At 70.9% G+C, this 16,054-nt stretch carries 18 protein-coding genes; 11 read left to right on the top strand and 7 right to left on the bottom strand.

Going from position 1 to position 16,054, the window contains the following annotated elements; all coding sequences use genetic code 11:
* Positions 1–91 precede the first annotated feature (91 nt).
* The gene (locus ASG80_RS08320) at positions 92–382 is read left to right on the top strand and encodes a DUF4287 domain-containing protein (RefSeq protein ID WP_056729780.1); all 291 of its coding nucleotides are present in this window, start codon (positions 92–94) and stop codon (positions 380–382) included.
* Here the strand turns inward: ASG80_RS08320 and nhaA are convergent, their stop codons facing one another.
* Positions 383–2,230, bottom strand: coding sequence for a Na+/H+ antiporter NhaA (gene nhaA / locus ASG80_RS08315; protein ID WP_056729715.1), 1,848 nt, complete (start codon positions 2,228–2,230; stop codon positions 383–385).
* Between the two features lie 353 nt (positions 2,231–2,583).
* Between nhaA and ASG80_RS08310 the strand changes: the two genes are divergently transcribed.
* On the top strand, positions 2,584–2,886 hold the full coding sequence (locus tag ASG80_RS08310; RefSeq protein ID WP_056729714.1) for a DUF1540 domain-containing protein: 303 nt from the start codon (positions 2,584–2,586) through the stop codon (positions 2,884–2,886).
* A gap of 54 nt (positions 2,887–2,940) precedes the next feature.
* Here the strand turns inward: ASG80_RS08310 and ASG80_RS08305 are convergent, their stop codons facing one another.
* Positions 2,941–3,531 (bottom strand): NADPH-dependent FMN reductase, encoded by a 591-nt coding sequence (locus tag ASG80_RS08305; protein WP_056729713.1) that lies wholly within the window; start codon positions 3,529–3,531, stop codon positions 2,941–2,943.
* A gap of 85 nt (positions 3,532–3,616) precedes the next feature.
* Between ASG80_RS08305 and ASG80_RS08300 the strand changes: the two genes are divergently transcribed.
* The gene (locus tag ASG80_RS08300) at positions 3,617–4,093 is read left to right on the top strand and encodes a MarR family winged helix-turn-helix transcriptional regulator (protein WP_056729712.1); all 477 of its coding nucleotides are present in this window, start codon (positions 3,617–3,619) and stop codon (positions 4,091–4,093) included.
* A gap of 89 nt (positions 4,094–4,182) precedes the next feature.
* Positions 4,183–4,647, top strand: coding sequence for a helix-turn-helix domain-containing protein (locus ASG80_RS24105; RefSeq protein ID WP_082589958.1), 465 nt, complete (start codon positions 4,183–4,185; stop codon positions 4,645–4,647).
* A gap of 158 nt (positions 4,648–4,805) precedes the next feature.
* Here ASG80_RS24105 and ASG80_RS08290 read toward each other — a convergent pair whose 3' ends face one another.
* The 3 genes from ASG80_RS08290 to ASG80_RS08280 form a co-directional block, all read right to left on the bottom strand.
* The gene (locus tag ASG80_RS08290) at positions 4,806–5,390 is read right to left on the bottom strand and encodes a ClpP family protease (protein ID WP_056729711.1); all 585 of its coding nucleotides are present in this window, start codon (positions 5,388–5,390) and stop codon (positions 4,806–4,808) included.
* A complete protein-coding gene (locus ASG80_RS08285; protein WP_056729710.1) occupies positions 5,387–6,010 on the bottom strand; it encodes a ClpP family protease in 624 nt (207 codons plus the stop codon). Before ASG80_RS08285 ends, ASG80_RS08290 begins: the two co-directional genes overlap by 4 nt.
* A gap of 75 nt (positions 6,011–6,085) precedes the next feature.
* The gene (locus ASG80_RS08280; RefSeq protein WP_056729709.1) at positions 6,086–6,604 is read right to left on the bottom strand and encodes a MarR family winged helix-turn-helix transcriptional regulator; all 519 of its coding nucleotides are present in this window, start codon (positions 6,602–6,604) and stop codon (positions 6,086–6,088) included.
* Positions 6,605–6,708: 104 nt separating this feature from the next.
* On the opposite strand from ASG80_RS08280, the gene ASG80_RS08275 reads away from it, so the two are divergent.
* Positions 6,709–7,281, top strand: a complete 573-nt coding sequence (locus ASG80_RS08275; protein ID WP_056729708.1) for an NADPH-dependent F420 reductase — start codon at positions 6,709–6,711, stop codon at positions 7,279–7,281.
* Between the two features lie 30 nt (positions 7,282–7,311).
* Here ASG80_RS08275 and ASG80_RS08270 read toward each other — a convergent pair whose 3' ends face one another.
* Positions 7,312–8,121 (bottom strand): MBL fold metallo-hydrolase, encoded by an 810-nt coding sequence (locus ASG80_RS08270; RefSeq protein ID WP_056729707.1) that lies wholly within the window; start codon positions 8,119–8,121, stop codon positions 7,312–7,314.
* Positions 8,122–8,203: 82 nt separating this feature from the next.
* On the opposite strand from ASG80_RS08270, the gene ASG80_RS08265 reads away from it, so the two are divergent.
* The 4 genes from ASG80_RS08265 (at position 8,204) to ASG80_RS22865 (ending at position 12,531) form a co-directional block, all read left to right on the top strand.
* A complete protein-coding gene (locus tag ASG80_RS08265) occupies positions 8,204–8,944 on the top strand; it encodes an NUDIX domain-containing protein (protein ID WP_082589956.1) in 741 nt (246 codons plus the stop codon).
* Positions 8,941–10,386 (top strand): NAD(P)/FAD-dependent oxidoreductase, encoded by a 1,446-nt coding sequence (locus ASG80_RS08260; RefSeq protein WP_056729706.1) that lies wholly within the window; start codon positions 8,941–8,943, stop codon positions 10,384–10,386. Before ASG80_RS08265 ends, ASG80_RS08260 begins: the two co-directional genes overlap by 4 nt.
* A 116-nt stretch (positions 10,387–10,502) precedes the next feature.
* Complete coding sequence (locus ASG80_RS08255) at positions 10,503–11,942, top strand: lipase maturation factor family protein (RefSeq protein ID WP_056729779.1); 1,440 nt, start codon at positions 10,503–10,505, stop codon at positions 11,940–11,942.
* Positions 11,943–12,102: 160 nt separating this feature from the next.
* A complete protein-coding gene (locus ASG80_RS22865; protein ID WP_235508244.1) occupies positions 12,103–12,531 on the top strand; it encodes a HupE/UreJ family protein in 429 nt (142 codons plus the stop codon).
* A gap of 97 nt (positions 12,532–12,628) precedes the next feature.
* Here ASG80_RS22865 and ASG80_RS08245 read toward each other — a convergent pair whose 3' ends face one another.
* The gene (locus ASG80_RS08245; RefSeq protein WP_056729704.1) at positions 12,629–14,077 is read right to left on the bottom strand and encodes an MFS transporter; all 1,449 of its coding nucleotides are present in this window, start codon (positions 14,075–14,077) and stop codon (positions 12,629–12,631) included.
* 153 nt (positions 14,078–14,230) lie between these two features.
* Here ASG80_RS08245 and ASG80_RS08240 point away from each other — a divergent pair, with 153 nt between their 5' ends.
* Both ASG80_RS08240 and ASG80_RS08235 read left to right on the top strand, forming a co-directional pair.
* Positions 14,231–15,358 carry an AI-2E family transporter gene (locus ASG80_RS08240; RefSeq protein WP_200952529.1) on the top strand — a complete coding sequence of 376 codons (1,128 nt, stop codon included), beginning with the start codon at positions 14,231–14,233 and terminating at the stop codon, positions 15,356–15,358.
* A 353-nt stretch (positions 15,359–15,711) separates the two neighbouring features.
* The coding region (locus tag ASG80_RS08235; protein ID WP_056729703.1) for a hypothetical protein at positions 15,712–16,054 on the top strand (343 nt) is incomplete at its 3' end.

Raw genomic sequence — 16,054 nt, 5'->3', positions numbered from 1 at the left:
TGCGCGACATCGCGTGATGGGCGCCCGCGCCCGCCGCTGGCAGGCGTCGGTCGGCACCCGTAGACTCGCGAAATCGACGAAGGAGGATCGCATGTCGTTCCAGGCATATCTCGACAACATCGAGGAGAAGACCGGGCTCACGCCCCGGCAGTTCATCGAGCTCGCACACGAGAAGGGCTACGACGACCCTTCGGTCAAGGCGGGGGTCATCGTCGACTGGTTGAAGGCCGACTACGACCTCGGGCGGGGGCACGCGATGGCGCTCGTGCACGTCATCAAGAAGGGGCCGCAGATCGACGCGAAGCACGTGGACTCGGGCGGCACCCACAGCGACCCGAGCGACATGCTCTGGCTCGACGGCAAGGCCACGAAGCCCGAGTAGTCACCCCGCAGCGCGCTCGTCGCGCTCCCGGCCCGCCTCCAGCGCCAGGATGAGCGTCGCCGAGTCGTACGGGCCGACGTGCCGGCGCTCGCCGATGAAGAAGGTCGGCGTGGCGTGCAGGTCCATGAGCTCGGCGTCGAGCATGTCGTCCTCGACGCGTCGCACGACGGCCGGCGAGCGCAGGTCGTCCGCGAAACGGTCGAGGTCGAGGCCGAGGTCGCGGGCGTGCTGGCAGAGGTCGTCGGTGGTGAGACGGTCCTGGTGGGCGAACAGCGTGCGCGCCATGTCCAGGAAGCGGCCCTGCAGCGCCGCCGCCTCGGCCGCCTGCGCGGCCTCCTTCGCGTGCGGGTGCACGGTCTCGAGCGGCAGGTGACGGAACACCCACCGCACGTCGTCGCCGAAGTGGGCGATCACCGCGTCGATCGAGCCCGTCGCCCGGCTGCAGAACGGGCACTCGAAATCGCCGTACTCCACGATCGTGTAGGGCGCGTCGGGCCGGCCCTTGAAGTGGTCGCGCTCCACGTCGACCGGGCGCGCGAGCTTCGCGCCCACGGGCATCGGCGGCTGGAGCCGGTCGCCCACCGCGAAGATCGCCCAGCCCAGCACGAAGGCGATGACGGATGCCGCGAGCACGCCCACGCGCGCCAGGTCCTGCGTCTCGGGGTCCTCGATCGCGAGTCCCACGATGAACAGCGCGATCGTGAATCCGATGCCCGAGAGGGCCGCGCCTCCCGCGATGCGGGGCATGGTGAGCCCCGGCGCCAGGCGACCGAGGCGCAGCCTCCGCACCAGCGCGGTGGCACCCGTGATGCCGACGAACTTGCCGACCACGAGGCCCGCCACCACGCCCCACGTGAGCGGCGAGACGACGGCGTCGGCGAGCGTCGCCGGGTCGAGCCGTACGCCGGCGTTCGCGAGCGCGAAGATCGGCAGCACGATGAACGCGATGTACGGCGACCACGCCGCCTGCAGGCGCTCGTTGATCGAGATCGAGTCGCGCAGGCTTCGGGTCGCCGCGCGCGCGTACGCCGTATTGGGCGATTCCCGGAACGCGCGGGTGATCTCGGCAGCGCGCTCGACGTCCATGCGCCGCGGCGGGAACACCGGGATGAGCAGCGCCACCGCGACGCCCGCGAGCGTCGGGTGCACGCCCGCCGCCGCGACCGCGAGCCACAGCCCGAAGCCCAGCACCGCGTACGCGGGGCCGCGCCCGACGGGCAGGAATCGCACGAGCGCCAGCGCCACCAGCAGCACCGCGACGATCGCGAGCGGCAGTGCCTGCAGCCCTTCGTTGTAGAACACGGCGATCGCCACGAGCGCCCCGATGTCGTCGACGACCGCGAGCGTGAGCAGGAACGTGCGCAGCCGCGCCGGGAACCTGGGCCCGATGATCGCGAGCGCGCCGAGCAGGAAGGCGGTGTCGGTGGAGATCACGATGCCCCACGCGTTCGCCTGGCCCGTCCCGGCGTTGAGCAGCAGGAAGATCGCGGCAGGCAGCGCGAGGCCCGCGATCGCGGCGATCACCGGTACCGCAGCTCGTGACCGGTCAGTGAGCTCGCCGATCGTGAACTCGCTCTTCACCTCGAGTCCGACGGTGAAGAAGAAGAACGCCATGAGGCCGTCGTTCACGAGCTGGTGCAACGTGAGGTGGGCGGCGAACTCGCCGATGACGATCTCGACCTCGGTGTCCCAGAACTCGTCGTACGTGGCGCCCCACGGGGAGTTCGCCCAGACGACCGCGATGACCGTGAAGCAGAGCAGCAGGAGCGCCGACGTGCGATCGGTCGTGCCGCCCTTGCGGATGACGCGGCGAATCGCCTGTGCGGTGGTGGTGGCGGCGCTCGTCATGCCGTCAGTTCACCGCGAGCATCAGTATCCGCGCGGCGCGCGGATGAGCGCCCACAGGGCCGCGAGGAGCAGGACGCCGCCGACGACGCCGTACACGCCGAGGATCGACCAGAGCACGGTTTCCATGGACATCGCGCACCTCCAGTGTCTCCGCTCATTCTGGCCTGCGGGACGGGTGCACACCAGTGCCGATCTACCGGAGGGACCCCTGCCGGCCGCAGCACAGGTGAGGCTCACCTTACTAAGAAATCCGCGCTGATCTGCGAAAAAAACCGCTCGGGGTACTGCGCTCGATCCGCTCGCTGGTCTACCATCGCCCTATTGCACAGTCGAAACCGCTTCTGGAGGTCACCATGAGCATGACGCTCGACGATCTGCCCGCCGTTGCCGAGTGTTCGGTGGCCGGATGCTCCTACAACGACCATTCGCACTGCCACGCGGCCGCCGTGACGATCGGCGGATCCGTGGGCGACGCGGAGTGCGCCACGTTCATCCCGCTCGGTGTCAAGGGCGGCCTCGACAAGGTGCTCACGCACGTGGGCGCGTGCCAGCGTCCCGAGTGCATCCACAACTCCTCGCTCGAGTGCCACGCGGCATCCGTGCGGATCGGGCCCGGCGCCGACGACGCCGACTGCCTCACGTACCAGCCGGCCTGAGCCGGCCTCGACGCCCCGGCGTCCGCGACGAGCGGCGCCGGGGCGTTCGCGCGCCTACGCGGCCGTGGCCAGGGTCGTGCGAGCGTCGCGCACGCTCTTGAGGGCCGACGCCCACGGCACGAGCTGGTCGAGCTGCGTCGCGAGCATGCCCTGGTGGTAGGCGGGCGGCGTGAACGACGTGTAGTGCTCGAAGTCGGTCATCAGCGAGAACGAGACCTGCTGGCGCACGTCGGCGACCTGCAGCTCGCCGAGGATGAGGCGGAGGTGCTCGGCCGCGCGGGTGCCGCCGGCGGCGCCGTAGCTCACGAGCCCGGCGGCCTTGTCGTTCCACTCGGCGTACACGAAGTCGAGGGCGTTCTTCAGCGCGCCCGACGTGGAGTGGTTGTACTCGGGGGTCACGAAGATGTAGCCGTCGAACGAGTCGACCTTCTCGGCCCACGCCTTGGTGTGGTCGTTGGCGTACTGCCCGAGGCTCGGCGGCACGGCCTCGTCGAGGTGGGGCAGGGCGAAGTCGGCGAGGTCGACGAGTTCGAACTCGGCATCGGTGCGCGCCGACGCGTGCTCGAGCACCCACCTCGCGACCTGATCGCCGACCCGTCCGGGGCGAGTGCTGCCGATGATGATGCCGATCCTGACTGCGGTCATGGGGAGTCCTTCCGAGAGAAGTAGTTGACGCGTCATCATAACTCCGAAAGATGACGTGTCAACCAAAGTTCGGTAGGCTGGCGTCATGTCCGAGGTGTCCGAGATCGATGAGGCCGAGTGGTCGCTCTGGTCCGACTTCATGACGATGCACCGCGAGCTCATGCGCGAGCTCGACCGTCGGCTCCAGCGCGACGCGGGCATCTCGCAAGGCGACTACGCCGTGATGCTCACGCTGTTCAAGGCGCACGGGCGACGCCTGCGCCCCGGTGCGCTCGGCGAGGCGATCGGGTGGGAGAAGAGCCGGCTCTCGCACCAGCTCACGCGCATGGCCGCCCGCGGGCTCGTCGAGCGTGCGGACTGCGACACCGACGCGCGGGGCTCGTGGGTCGTGCTCACCCGCGCTGGCCGGCTGGCGCTGCTGGGCGCGATGCGCGACCACGCGACGGCAATCCGGAACCTGTTCCTCGACGTGCTCCAGCCCGACGAGAAGCGGGCGATCGCGGATGCCGCGTCGCGCGTGCGCGACCGGCTCGACGCGTCGCCTGTGCCCGAGGCCGGCTGAGGCGCGCCGGCGGCAGACGCACGGCGCGGCGATTCTGCCCTGAGCGGATCGACCTGCCGAGCGCGGCATCCGGCGATTAGCCTCGCCACATGGGCAAGGTCGTCGAGTTCACGCGGGCCATCGGCCCGCGCGCGTCCAAGCCGCTCTGGCGGCACGTGCTCGGCGAGGTGCTCCGCGGCGAGCGACTCGACCAGGAGCGCATCCTGACCGAGGTCGCCGCCACGGCGGGCGTCTCGCCGCAGTACCTCTCCGAGATCGAGCGCGGCCGCAAGGAGCCGTCGTCGGAGATCCTCGGCTCGGTCGCCGACGCGCTCGGGCTCGAGCTCCTCGACGTCGTGCGCCGCGTCGGCGAACGCCTGGGCGCCCGGCTCGACGAGGAACGACGCCAGGCGGATCGGCGCGAGCGCCTCGTCGTCGAGGCGTCGTTCGCATTCCGGGCGGACGCGCTGCCCGGGCATCCGCTCGACCTGTCGGGCACGGATGCCGCGGGCACGGTCGTCGTGACCGGCGCCGAGGTCCCAGCCCCGAGCGACGTGTTCCTGCTCGCCGCCTGACCCCCTCGCGGGTTGAGGAGCGGCGGAGCCGCGTCACGAAACCCGCGTTCGAGATGGCGTTCGCGGGTTGAGGAGCGGCGAAGCCGCGTCTCGAAAACCCGCTTCCGCCGAGCCGGGGTTTCGAGACGCCCGCTTCGCGGGCTCCTCAACCCTCAGAGTCAGGTCGTGAGCACGTGGTCGGCGAGGCCGTAGGCGACGGCCGCCGCCGCCGGGAGGATGAGTTCGCGGTCGGTGTCGTGGCGCAGCGTCACCACGTCGCGACCCGTGTCGGCCGCGAGCGCCGCCTCGAGCTCGGCGCGAACCCGCACCACCTCGTCGGCGTGGATGATCAGGTCGGGCACCGTGCCGCGTCCCTGCGTCGATGGCTGGTGCAGCGTCACCTTGCCGTGCGGGAGGATTGCGCGCTGCCCCTTGGCGCCGCCCGCGAGGAGCACCGCGGCCGGCCCGCCGGCCTGCCCCACGCACGTCGTCGCGACATCCGGCCGGATGTGCTGCATCGTGTCGTACACCGCGAGCGCCGCGCCGGGCGAGCCGCCGGGGGAGTTGACGTAGAGGCTGATGGGCGTCTCGCTCGACTCCGACGCGAGGTGCAGGAACTGCGCGATGAGCACGTTCGCGACGCCGTCGTCGATCTCGGTGCCGAGGTACACGATGCGCTCGGAGAGCAGGCGGCTGTACACGTCCATCGTGCGCTCGGCGTTGCCGCGCTTCTCGACGACGTAGGGGATCGTGTAGGAGCTCATGCGGGCACCCGCAATCCGGTCATCGGGTGGGCGGTGCCGCCGTACAGCTCATCGGACCCGTGCACGACGCGGTCGATGAAGCCGTACTCCACGGCCTGCTCGGCGGTGTACCAGCGATCGCGCAGCGAGTCCTGCGCGATGCGCTCGAGCGGCTGCCCGGTGAGCTCCGCGGTGATGCCGAGCACGACGTCGCGCGTGTAGCGCAGGTCGTCGGCCTGGAGCTCGACGTCGACGGCGGTTCCGCCGATGCCGGCCGAGCCCTGGTGCATGAGGATTCGCGCGTGCGGCAGTGCGAACCGCTTGCCCGGCGTGCCCGCGGTGAGCAGGAACTGGCCCGCGCTCGCCGCCCAGCCGACCGCGATGGTCGCCACGTCGTTCGGGATCGCGCGCATCACGTCCATGATCGCGAGCATCGCCGGCACCGAGCCGCCCGGCGAGTTGATCCAGAAGCGGATGTCGCGGCGCGGGTCGTCGGCGGCGAGGGTGAGCAGTTGCGCGATGAGGCGGTTGCCGCCCCCCTGGTCGAGCTCGTCGCCGAGCACGATGACGCGCTCGTGGAACAGGCGCCGGGTGAGCTCGGCGTCGATCGGCTGGATCGGTGGGGTCTCGTGATCGCTCATGCGTCCAGCCTGCGTCGACGACGGATGGCGCGGGGCGGATGCTGCCGACGGCAGTGCTGCCCGCAGCAGAGGAACTCAGCCCATGCGGGCGGCGGCCGGACCCTCGCTGAACTGGCAGGACGTGGCGGTCAGGCGCTCGTCGGGGTCGAGTCGCGTGAGCACGGCGCCCGCGATCGAGTAGAGCTGCTCGAGCTGCTCGGGCGTGAGCGCGTCGAGCACGTTCTGGCGCACCGTCTCGACGTGGCCGGGCGCGGCCGACGCTAGCAGGTCGAGCCCCGCCGGCGTGACGGTGGCGTTCGTGGCGCGCCGGTCGGTGGGACATGGGAAGCGTTCGATGAGCCCGCGCTCCTCGAGGCGGCGGGCGACGTGGGAGAGACGAGGCAGCGTCGCATTCGTGCGCGAGGCGAGCTCGGTCATGCGCATGGTGCGGCTCGGCGCCTCGCCGAGGGCCATGAGCACGCCGTACTCGAAGTGGGTGAGGCCGGCGTCGCGCAGGAGCTGGGCGTCGAGCGCGCCGGGCAGCAACTCGGCGAGCGCGACGAGGCGCACCCAGGCGGCGGACTCCTCGGTGCTCAGCCATCTCGTGTCGCTCATGACGCCAAGTGTACCGCAATGGTTGACGCAACAACTGATTTGCCCTAGTGTGTTGGTTGTATCAACAAGTAATCGCGTCGGATGACGACGCGGAGAGGAACGACATGACCACCGTCAGCATCATCGGTTCCGGCAACATGGGCAGTGCGATCGGAGGCATCGTGGCCGCCGGCGGCAACACCGTCGAGTACGTCGGCCGCGACACGTCCGACGCCATCACGGGCGACATCGTCGTGCTCGCCGTGCCCCACCCTTCGCTCGACGACATCGTCGCGAAGCGCGGCGCCGAACTCGCCGGCAAGATCGTGGTCGACATCACGAACCCGCTGAACTTCGAGACCTTCGATTCGCTCGTCGCCCCCGCCGACGGGTCGAAGGCGAGCGAGCTCCAGGAGGCGCTGCCCGACTCGCGCGTGCTCAAGGCCTTCAACACCAACTTCGCCTCGACGCTCGCCGCGAAGACCATCGGCGGCCAGCCCACCACGGTGCTCATCGCCGGTGACGACGCCCTCGCGAAGCAGGCGCTCGTCGACGTGGTGCGTGCCGGCGGCATCGCCGCGGTCGACGCCGGCTCACTCGCCCGTGCGCGCGAGCTCGAGTCGGTCGGCTTCCTGCAGCTCACGCTCGCGGTGCAGGAGAAGATCAGCTGGACGGGCGGCGTCGCGCTCGTCGCCTGAGCCGCACCCGGATCAACGGATGCCACGGGGTTACGCCCGCCCGCGGAGGTACACGAGCTGCGCTCGAACGGATGCCTCCGCGGCGGGCCGCACCGCGGCATCCGTGTCCGCGTAGACGAGGTCGGTGACCTCGTCGACCGTTGCGTCGGGTCCGAGCTCGCGGAGCGCCGCCCGGATCTGGTCGAGTCGCTCGGCGCGGTGGACGAGGTAGTCGTCGCAGATCGACGCGAGGTCGCGGAGCACCGGGCCGTGGCCGGGCAGCACCGTGACCGCGCCGCGCGCTGCCCGGGCGAACGACTGCAGCCGCCTGAGCGAGTCGAGGTAGGGACCGAGGGCACCGTCGGGATCGGCGATGATCGTGGTGCCGAGCCCGAGGATCGTGTCGCCCGTGAGCACCGAGCCGTGGTCGCCGTCGTCGGGCAGCACGAATGAGACCGAGTCGGCCGTGTGCCCGGGCGTCGCCATCACCTCCAGCTCGAGACCCGCGAGCTCGATCAGCTCGCGGTCGGCGAGCGGCGGCGCGTCGATGCAGTACGCCGGGTCGATCGCGCGCGCAGGGGCCCCCACCAGGCCCGCGAACTCGGCGAGCGCCTCGCGATGGTCGGCGTGGCGGTGCGTGAGCAGCACGAGCTCGACCGGCCCGAACGATGCGAGCCGCTGGAGGTGCGCGGCATCCGAGGGCCCGGGGTCGACGACGACGACTCCGGCCGAGCCGGGCGCGCGCAGCACGTACGAGTTCGTGCCGTCGAGCGTCATGGGTCCGGGGTTCGGCGCGCGCACGAGCGTTGCGAGGGGCGACACGGCCTCCTCGTCGACGCCTCCGAGTCGGGGCAGGTGCATGCCCGAAGTGTACCGAGGGGATGGCCGGCGCGCCCGCGTTCGCACCGGTGCGCTCCCCGCCCGACCGGCCTAGTCTGGGGACATGGACAGCGACCTTGAATCCCTGACGAACGACGAGGTTCCGGGGGCCGCCGCCACCGTGGTGCTGCTGCGCGACGGCGAGCGCGGCCTCGAGGTGCTTCTCGCCGAGCGGCCCCGCGACCGCGGCTCGTTCGCGGGCGCCTGGGTCTTCCCGGGCGGCGCCGTCGACGACGCGGACGCCCTCGGCGGTTCGATCGACACCGAGGACGCCGCGCGCCGGGCGGCCGTGCGCGAGACGCGCGAGGAGATCGGGCTCGGGCTCGACCGCTACGACCTGGTGCCGTTCTCGCACTGGACGCCGCCGAAGGGCTCGCCGAAGCAGCTGCGCACCACCTTCTTCGCCGTGCGCGTGCCCGATGGCGAGATCCGCCCCGCGCCCGGCGAGGTGGCCGCGGTGGAGTGGCTCCGTCCTGTCGACGCGCTCGATCGGCACGCGGCCGGCGCGATGACGCTGTGGCCGCCGACGTGGGTGACGCTGCACGGACTGCAGCGCGCGGCATCCGTCGACCAGGCGCTCGCCGAGCTGCGCAGCGGTGACGTGAAGCCCTACGTCGGGCGGTTCAGCGAAGACGGCACCGCCATCCTCTGGCAGGAGGACGACGAGTACGAGGCCGACCGGGAGCGCGAGGCGAACGACCCGGCCGTTCCGGATGACGCGCCCGACGCCGAGGGCAACCAGCACCGGCTGATGATGGATCGCCTCCCCTGGGTCTACGTCAACACCATGGGAGCCGGATTCTGAGGCCCTCGACCGACGTCACGGTCGTCGGGAGCGGGCCCAACGGGCTCGTCGCCGCGGTCGTGGCCGCGCGAGCCGGCCTGTCGGTGCGCCTGCTCGAGGGTGAGGCGTCGATCGGGGGCGGCGTACGCTCGGCCGAGCTCACCCTGCCGGGATTCATGCACGACGTCTGCTCGGCGGTGCATCCGGCGGCCCTCGCGTCGCCGGTGTTCCGCAAGCTGGGTCTCCTCGACCGCCTCGAGTGGATCGTGCCAGAGGTCTCGTACGCGCATCCGCTCGACGGCGGGCGTGCCGGGATCGCCTGGCGCGACCTCGACCGCACCGTCGAGGGGCTCGGCGCCGACGGTCGGGCCTGGCGAAGCCTCATCGCGCCGCTGCTCGCGCGGCAGCGCGGCGTCGTCTCGTTCACGGGCTCGCAGCTGCTGCGCGTGCCACGAGACCCGATCGCGGCGTTCCGGTTCGGCCTGCGCGCCCTCGAGCAGGGCACGCCGGCGTGGAACACGCGCTTCGCGGGCGACGTGGCGCCGGCGTTGTTCACCGGCGTGGTCGCGCACGCCGCCGGGGGAATGCCGACGCTCGCCTCGGCGGGGGCGGGCCTGCTGCTGGCGATGCACGCGCACGGAGTGGGCTGGGGCTTCCCTGCGGGCGGATCGCAGGCGATCGCCGACGCGCTCGCCGAAGAGCTCCGCTCCCGCGGCGGTGAGATCGTGACGGATGCCCCGGTCTCGCGCCTCGACGAGGTGACCGGCGGGCCAGGGGTCGTACTCCTCGACACCGCGCCCGAACTGCTGCTGACCGCCGACCTCCCCGGGAGCTACGAGCGGGCCATCCGCCGCTACCGCTACGGCTCGGGCGTCGCGAAGGTCGACTTCGCACTCGACGGGCCGGTGCCGTGGACGAATCCCGAGGTCGGACTCGCCCCGACCGTGCACCTCGGCGGGAGCCGCTCCGAGATCGCCGCGGCCGAGAACGCCGTGCGCCGGGGCTACCAGCCCGGCGTGGACGATGCGGCGCCGCGGCATCCGTACGTGCTCGCGACGCAGCCGACCGTCGTCGATCCCACGCGCGCACCGGCGGGCAAGCACGTGCTCTGGGCGTACACGCATGTGCCTGCGGGGTCGACGCTCGACGCGACCGAGCTCGTCACGCGCGAGGTGGAGCGCTTCGCTCCGGGATTCCGCGACGTCGTGCTCGCGTCGTCGCAGCGCACCGCGACCGACCTCGCCGCGCACAACGCGAACTACGTCGGCGGCGACATCTACGCCGGTGAGCTCACCTTCGCCCAGTTCGTGAAGCGTCCCGTGGTGTCGACCGCGCCGTGGCGCACGCCGTTGCCCGGGGTCTACCTGTGCTCGAGCGCGACGCCGCCGGGGCCGGCCGTGCATGGCATGAACGGATGGTGGGCCGCCAAGCTCGCGCTGCGGGAGCGGTTCGGCATCCGCTGATCTGCGGGTTGAGGAGGCGCGAAGCGCCGTCTCGAAACCCGACGCCGCGCACGAGGGTTTCGAGACGCCCGCTGCGCGGGCTCCTCAACCCGCGGTCCACGGCGTAGGTTGTGCACGTGGACTGGCTCGACTGGTTCGACGCGCACGACTACGAGATCGCCCGCCAGGTGCTGCAGCGGGGGGTCGGGGCGCTCGCGTTCGTGGCCTTCCTCTCGACGCTGAACCAGTTCCGGCCGCTTCTCGGCGAGCACGGCCTGCTGCCGGTGCCGGAGCTTCTCCGGATCGCGCAGAGGCTCCGGGGGCCGAGCGTGTTCCGCTGGGGGTACACCGACCGCCGGCTCGTCGCGGTCGCGATCACCGGGCTCGTGCTCGCGGCAGCCGTCGTGGTCGGGCTTCCACAGCTCGGCCCGCCGTGGGTGCCCATGCTCGTCTTCCTCGCCCTGTGGATCCTGTACCTGTCGATCGTGAACGTCGGCCAGACCTTCTACGGGTTCGGCTGGGAGATGCTGCTCTGCGAGGCGTTGTTCACCCTCGCGTTCCTCGGGTCGAACGACCAGCCGCCGCCCATCACGATCGTCGTCGCGGTGTGGTGGCTCGTGTTCCGCCTCGAGTTCGGCGCCGGCATGATCAAGATCCGCGGCGGACGTGAGTGGCGCGACCTCACCGCGCTCACGTACCACCACGAGACGCAGCCGATGCCGAATCCGTTCAGCCGGCAGGCGCATCTGCTGCCGAGGTGGTTCCATCGAGTTGAGGTGCTCGGCAATCACTTCGCGCAGCTCGTCGTGCCGTTCTTCCTCTTCGTGCCCGGCCCGGTGGGCTCGACGGCTGCGGTCATCGTGATCCTCACCCAGCTCTGGCTCATCGTCACCGGCAATTTCGCGTGGCTCAACTGGATCACGGTGGTGCTCGCGGCATCCGCCATCACCGACTCGGCGTGGCACTGGCTGATCCCCGCGATCCCCGCCGACCTGGGCACGGATGCCGCGACGACGCCGCTGTGGTGGTTCCTCATCATCGCGGCGGTATCCGTCCTGCTGCTCGTGCTGAGCTACTGGCCGATCCGCAACCTGCTCTCGCGGCGGCAACTCATGAACTTCAGCTTCAACCGGTGGATGCTCGTGAACGCCTACGGGGCGTTCGGCACCGTGACGAAGCGGCGCATCGAGATCGTCGTGGAGGGCACCCTCGCCGAGGAGCCCGATGACGACTCCGAGTGGCGCGAGTACGGCTTCAAGGGCAAGCCCGGCGACCTTCGCGCCGTGCCTCGGCAGTGGGCGCCGTACCACCTGCGGCTCGACTGGCTGATGTGGTTCCTGCCGCTCGGGCGCATGTGGGAGCCGTGGTTCGAGATGTTCCTGCTGCGGCTGCTCGAGGCGGATACCCCGACACTGAGGCTCCTGCACACCGATCCCTTCGACGGAGCCGCGCCCAAGTGGGTGCGCGCCACCGCGTACCACTACCGCTTCACGACGCACGCGGAGTTCCGCGAGACCGGGCAGCGCTGGATCCGCACGTTCCAGCGCGAGGTCATCGGGCCGGCCGGCATCCGGTAACCGTGTCCGCGGGTTGAGGAGCCCGCGCAGCGGGCGTCTCGAAACCCGCTCCGGTAACCGTTCTCCCTCCCGACCCCGACACGTCGTCGGTCGAATGCCGGTTGTTCACCCACGCTCGCCAGCGTGTCATCCGGGAACGCTCCGCCCACTGGCGCACAGCGTGACGTTCCTGCTCGCCGGCATCGGCGTCGTGAGCATGCCCGCGGTGATCGTCGAGCCCGTGATCGCGTTGTCGATCGTGGAGGCGGCCGCGGCCACGCTCTCGCGTCGCGAGCTGCCCGACCGGGTGCGGATGCCCGTGGTGTTCGCCTTCGGCCTGCTGCACGGGCTCGGCTTCGCGAGCGCCCTGGGCATCGACGAGCCGTGGTCGTGGGAGCTGCTCCACTCGCTGCTCGCATTCAACCTCGGCATCGAGGCGTGCAGCTCGGGCTCATCGCGGTCGCATTCCCGCTCCTCGTGCTGCTGCGACGCACCGCGGTCGCGGATCCGGCGACGCGTGTGGCGGGCCTGCTGGTCGGCGTGGTCGGGCTCTTCTGGTTCGTCGTGCGCGTCGTCGCCGCGTTCGTGGGTTGAGGAGCGACCGGATTGAGGAAGCCGCGCCAGCGGCTGTCTCGAAATCCGGACGCGTCTCGAAATCCGGACGCGTCTCGAAACCCGGTCGTCGTGACAGCGGGTTTCGAGGCACCTCAACCCGCGGGCGCGGCATCCTGTTCGGCCGGACGGTGCTCGATGTCGTCGACGTGGCCGCGCGGCATCGCCACCGCACCCGCGATCGTCGCCACGGCAACGACGATGACCGCGAGGAACACGGCACTGGATGCCGCCTGGATGGCGACGGGGGAGTGCTCGCCGAGGCCCGACCCGGAGATGACGCCGTTCGCGATGGCGCCGAAGATCGCGACCCCGACGGCGCTGCCCATCGACCGGAGGAACATGTTCGCGCCGGTCACCACGCCGCGCTCCTCCCACGGCACCGACGACTGCGCCGCGATCAGCGTCGGGGACGCCACGAGCCCGAGCCCGAGGCCCACCACGAAGCACGAGATCGCGGTGGTCCACACGTTCGGCACGAACGAGGCGGCGAAGAGTCCTGCGGCGCCGAGCACCGCGACGCCGAGCCCGATGAACGCGGTGCTTCGGAACCCGATGCGCAGGAAGATGCGCCCCGACTGCGACGCGGAGATCGGCCAGCCGAGCGTGAGGGCGGCGACCGCCAGCCCGGAGACGATCGGCGTCGCCTCGGCCGTGATCTCGAGGAACGTGGGCACGTACGACGTGAGGCCGATGAGCGCGGCGCCGATGCCGAACGAGATGAGCGACGTCGTGAGGATGAGCCGTCGCGAGAACACCCAGAGCGGCAGCACCGGCTCTGCGGCCCGGCGCTCGATGATCACGAACGCCACGAGGAGCAGCGTCGCGAGGGCGAACGCGCCGATGCTCTGCCACGAGGTCCACGCCCATGCCTGCCCGCCCTCGAGCACGGCGAGGATCAGCAGGGTGAGGCCGACGGTGAGCACGACGGCGCCGGCGACGTCGATGCGGTGCCTCTGGCGCTCGACGGTCTCGTGGTAGGTGCGGACGATCATCCACGCCGCGATGAAGCAGAGGGGGATGTTCACGAAGAAGATCCAGCGCCACGTGAGGAACTCGGCGAACAGGCCGCCGAGCGACGGCCCGATGACGGATGACGCGGCCCACACGCTCGCGATGTAGCCCTGCACCCGGGCCCGCTCGCGCACGGTGTAGATGTCGCCCGTGATGGTGATGGACACCGGGAGCACCGCGCCGGCGCCGAGGCCCTGCACCGCGCGGAACACGATGAGCGAGGTCATGTCCCACGCGACGCCGCAGAGGATGGAGCCGACCAGGAAGGCGCCGATGCCGACGAGCATGATGGGCTTGCGCCCTATCGTGTCGGCGAGCTTCGAGTACACGGGCACCGACACTGCCTGGGCGAGCAGGAAGATCGAGAACAGCCACGGGAACTGCGAGAAGCCGCCGATGTCGGCGACGATCGACGGCACCGCCGTCGCGAGGATGGTCGCCTCGATCGCCACCAGGCCCGTCGAGAGCATGAGCGCGATGAGCACGGGCCCACGTTCGGATCGGAACCCCACGGCGGTCTGCTCGGTCACGTTCCTCCTCGATGCGGGGCACACATGCGTGGGCGCCACGGTTAACGCCAACGCGAGCGCCGACCGGGCATTCCCGCATTCGCGGCATCCGTTCCCGGTCGGCAACCGGCGCGGCGCGGCGCGGCGGACCGGCGACCGCGTAGCGTCGCACACATGTGGAGACGCAGGCCATCCCGGGTGATCGAGGAGCCGCCGGTCGCCGAGGTCACGACCGACGGCGACTCGCGCGGCCCCGAATTGAAGATCCGGGCGTTCCGGATCGGGTTCGTCGGCGCGCTGGGCGTGCTGCTCGCTGTGCTGCTCGGCAGCATCGTGGGCCAGCTCGGCACGGTCATCCTCTACGTGGCGCTCGCACTCTTCCTCGCGCTCGGTCTCGACCCGGTCGTGAGCTGGCTGCAGCGGCACGACATCCCGCGCTGGCTCGCGATCCTGCTCGTCTTCGTGGTCGTGATCGGCCTGTTCGTCGGACTCATCGCGGCGATCGTGCCGATCGTCATCGAGCAGACGACGATCATCGTCGGGGACTGGGACGCGATCGTCGAGAACGTGCGGAACAGCGACTTCGTGGCGTGGCTCAATTCGCTCACGGGCACCGGCGATGCCATCAAGGACGCGATCGACTCCGTCAGCGAGTGGCTCGCGGATCCCGCCAACCTCGGGGCCCTCGGCGGCGGCATCCTCGCCGTCGGCGCGGGCATCGCCGGGGGCTTCACGGGCGCGACGATCGTGCTCATCCTCACGCTTTACTTCCTCGCCTCGCTCGACGCGATGAAGCGCTATTCGGCCCGGTTCGTGCCCGCCACATCGCGGACCGGATATCGCGACGTGTCCGAGGAGATCACGGGGTCGGTCGGACGTTACGTCATCGGCCAGGTGAGCCTCGGCGCCATCAACGGCGTGCTGAGCCTCATCTACCTCACGATCATCGGGGCGCCAGCGCCGATCCTGCTCGCATTCATCGCCTTCCTCTTCTCGCTCGTGCCGCTCGTCGGCACCATCACGGGCGCCATCATCATCTCGCTCGTCTGCTTCGCGGCCTCGCCGGCCACCGCGCTCGCGGCCGCGATCTACTACCTCATCTACATGCAGGTGGAGGCCTACGTGCTGAGCCCCCGCATCATGAGCCGCGCGGTCGCCGTGCCCGGCGCCCTGGTCGTGATCGCCGCGGTCGCGGGCGGCACGCTCGGCGGGGTGCTCGGCGCGCTCGTCGCGATCCCGGTCGCCGCGTCGCTCATCATCATCGTCGAGAAGGTCGTCTTCCCCCGTCAGGACGCCATCTAACGAGCGGATGCGTCGCGACGCGAGCTGTTGCAGCTGCCACGGCATGACGGATGCCGCGTGCGTGACGTGCCCGTCGTGCAGCCGCCGCGACATCACGGATGCCGCGTGCGTGACGTGCGTGCATGCGGCTGCCGAGACATGACGGGTGCCCAGCGCTGCGGCCGCAGCGTCCGCCCCGGCATCTGAGCGCGGTGGGAGGCCGGGTCGGGGAGGGTCCGTCGCATCTGTTCGGCCCGGTGCTGACTTGTCCTCCACAGGGTGCGCTTCTCGAGCATTCTGCACAGGCGTAATGCCCGGTCAAGAGGTGTTTCCCGCACGATTGGAATGTCGGTGGGTGGGGGCAGGATCGAAGCATGGAACAGCCCCCGCAGCCCGAGCAGCCGCAGTCGCTGCCGCTGCCGGTGCCGGTGCCGTTGCGGGCACTCGAGGGTGATCTTGCCGCGTTGGGTGCGGTGTGGGCCGAGGCGGTGCCGGCGTTCGGCGCCACCGCCGGGGCGGCGCAGGTCGAGCTGGAGCAGATGAGCGACGCCGGGCTGGTCCGGGTCACCGACCTGCTCGCACGAGTACGCCGCGACGCCGACGCGCTGCTCGCCCGGGCCGCCGCCGAGGTGGCCACCCGCTCGGGGCAGGAGTTCGGCGACACCGGGCTCGCGAAGGCGCAGGGATTCCACAACCCGGTGCGGATGCTCGCCGCGT

The organism is Agromyces sp. Soil535, from assembly GCF_001428255.1.
GTDB lineage: Bacteria > Actinomycetota > Actinomycetes > Actinomycetales > Microbacteriaceae > Agromyces.
This window is presented reverse-complemented; position numbering and strand designations above follow the sequence as displayed.

Coding starts and splice junctions, on each gene's coding strand:
- ASG80_RS08320 (WP_056729780.1), top strand. CDS start 92: ATGTCGTTCCAGGCATATCTCGACAACATCGAGGAGAAGACCGGGCTC.
- nhaA (WP_056729715.1), bottom strand. CDS start 2,230: ATGACGAGCGCCGCCACCACCACCGCACAGGCGATTCGCCGCGTCATC.
- ASG80_RS08310 (WP_056729714.1), top strand. CDS start 2,584: ATGAGCATGACGCTCGACGATCTGCCCGCCGTTGCCGAGTGTTCGGTG.
- ASG80_RS08305 (WP_056729713.1), bottom strand. CDS start 3,531: ATGACCGCAGTCAGGATCGGCATCATCATCGGCAGCACTCGCCCCGGA.
- ASG80_RS08300 (WP_056729712.1), top strand. CDS start 3,617: ATGTCCGAGGTGTCCGAGATCGATGAGGCCGAGTGGTCGCTCTGGTCC.
- ASG80_RS24105 (WP_082589958.1), top strand. CDS start 4,183: ATGGGCAAGGTCGTCGAGTTCACGCGGGCCATCGGCCCGCGCGCGTCC.
- ASG80_RS08290 (WP_056729711.1), bottom strand. CDS start 5,390: ATGAGCTCCTACACGATCCCCTACGTCGTCGAGAAGCGCGGCAACGCC.
- ASG80_RS08285 (WP_056729710.1), bottom strand. CDS start 6,010: ATGAGCGATCACGAGACCCCACCGATCCAGCCGATCGACGCCGAGCTC.
- ASG80_RS08280 (WP_056729709.1), bottom strand. CDS start 6,604: ATGAGCGACACGAGATGGCTGAGCACCGAGGAGTCCGCCGCCTGGGTG.
- ASG80_RS08275 (WP_056729708.1), top strand. CDS start 6,709: ATGACCACCGTCAGCATCATCGGTTCCGGCAACATGGGCAGTGCGATC.
- ASG80_RS08270 (WP_056729707.1), bottom strand. CDS start 8,121: ATGCACCTGCCCCGACTCGGAGGCGTCGACGAGGAGGCCGTGTCGCCC.
- ASG80_RS08265 (WP_082589956.1), top strand. CDS start 8,204: ATGGACAGCGACCTTGAATCCCTGACGAACGACGAGGTTCCGGGGGCC.
- ASG80_RS08240 (WP_200952529.1), top strand. CDS start 14,231: ATGTGGAGACGCAGGCCATCCCGGGTGATCGAGGAGCCGCCGGTCGCC.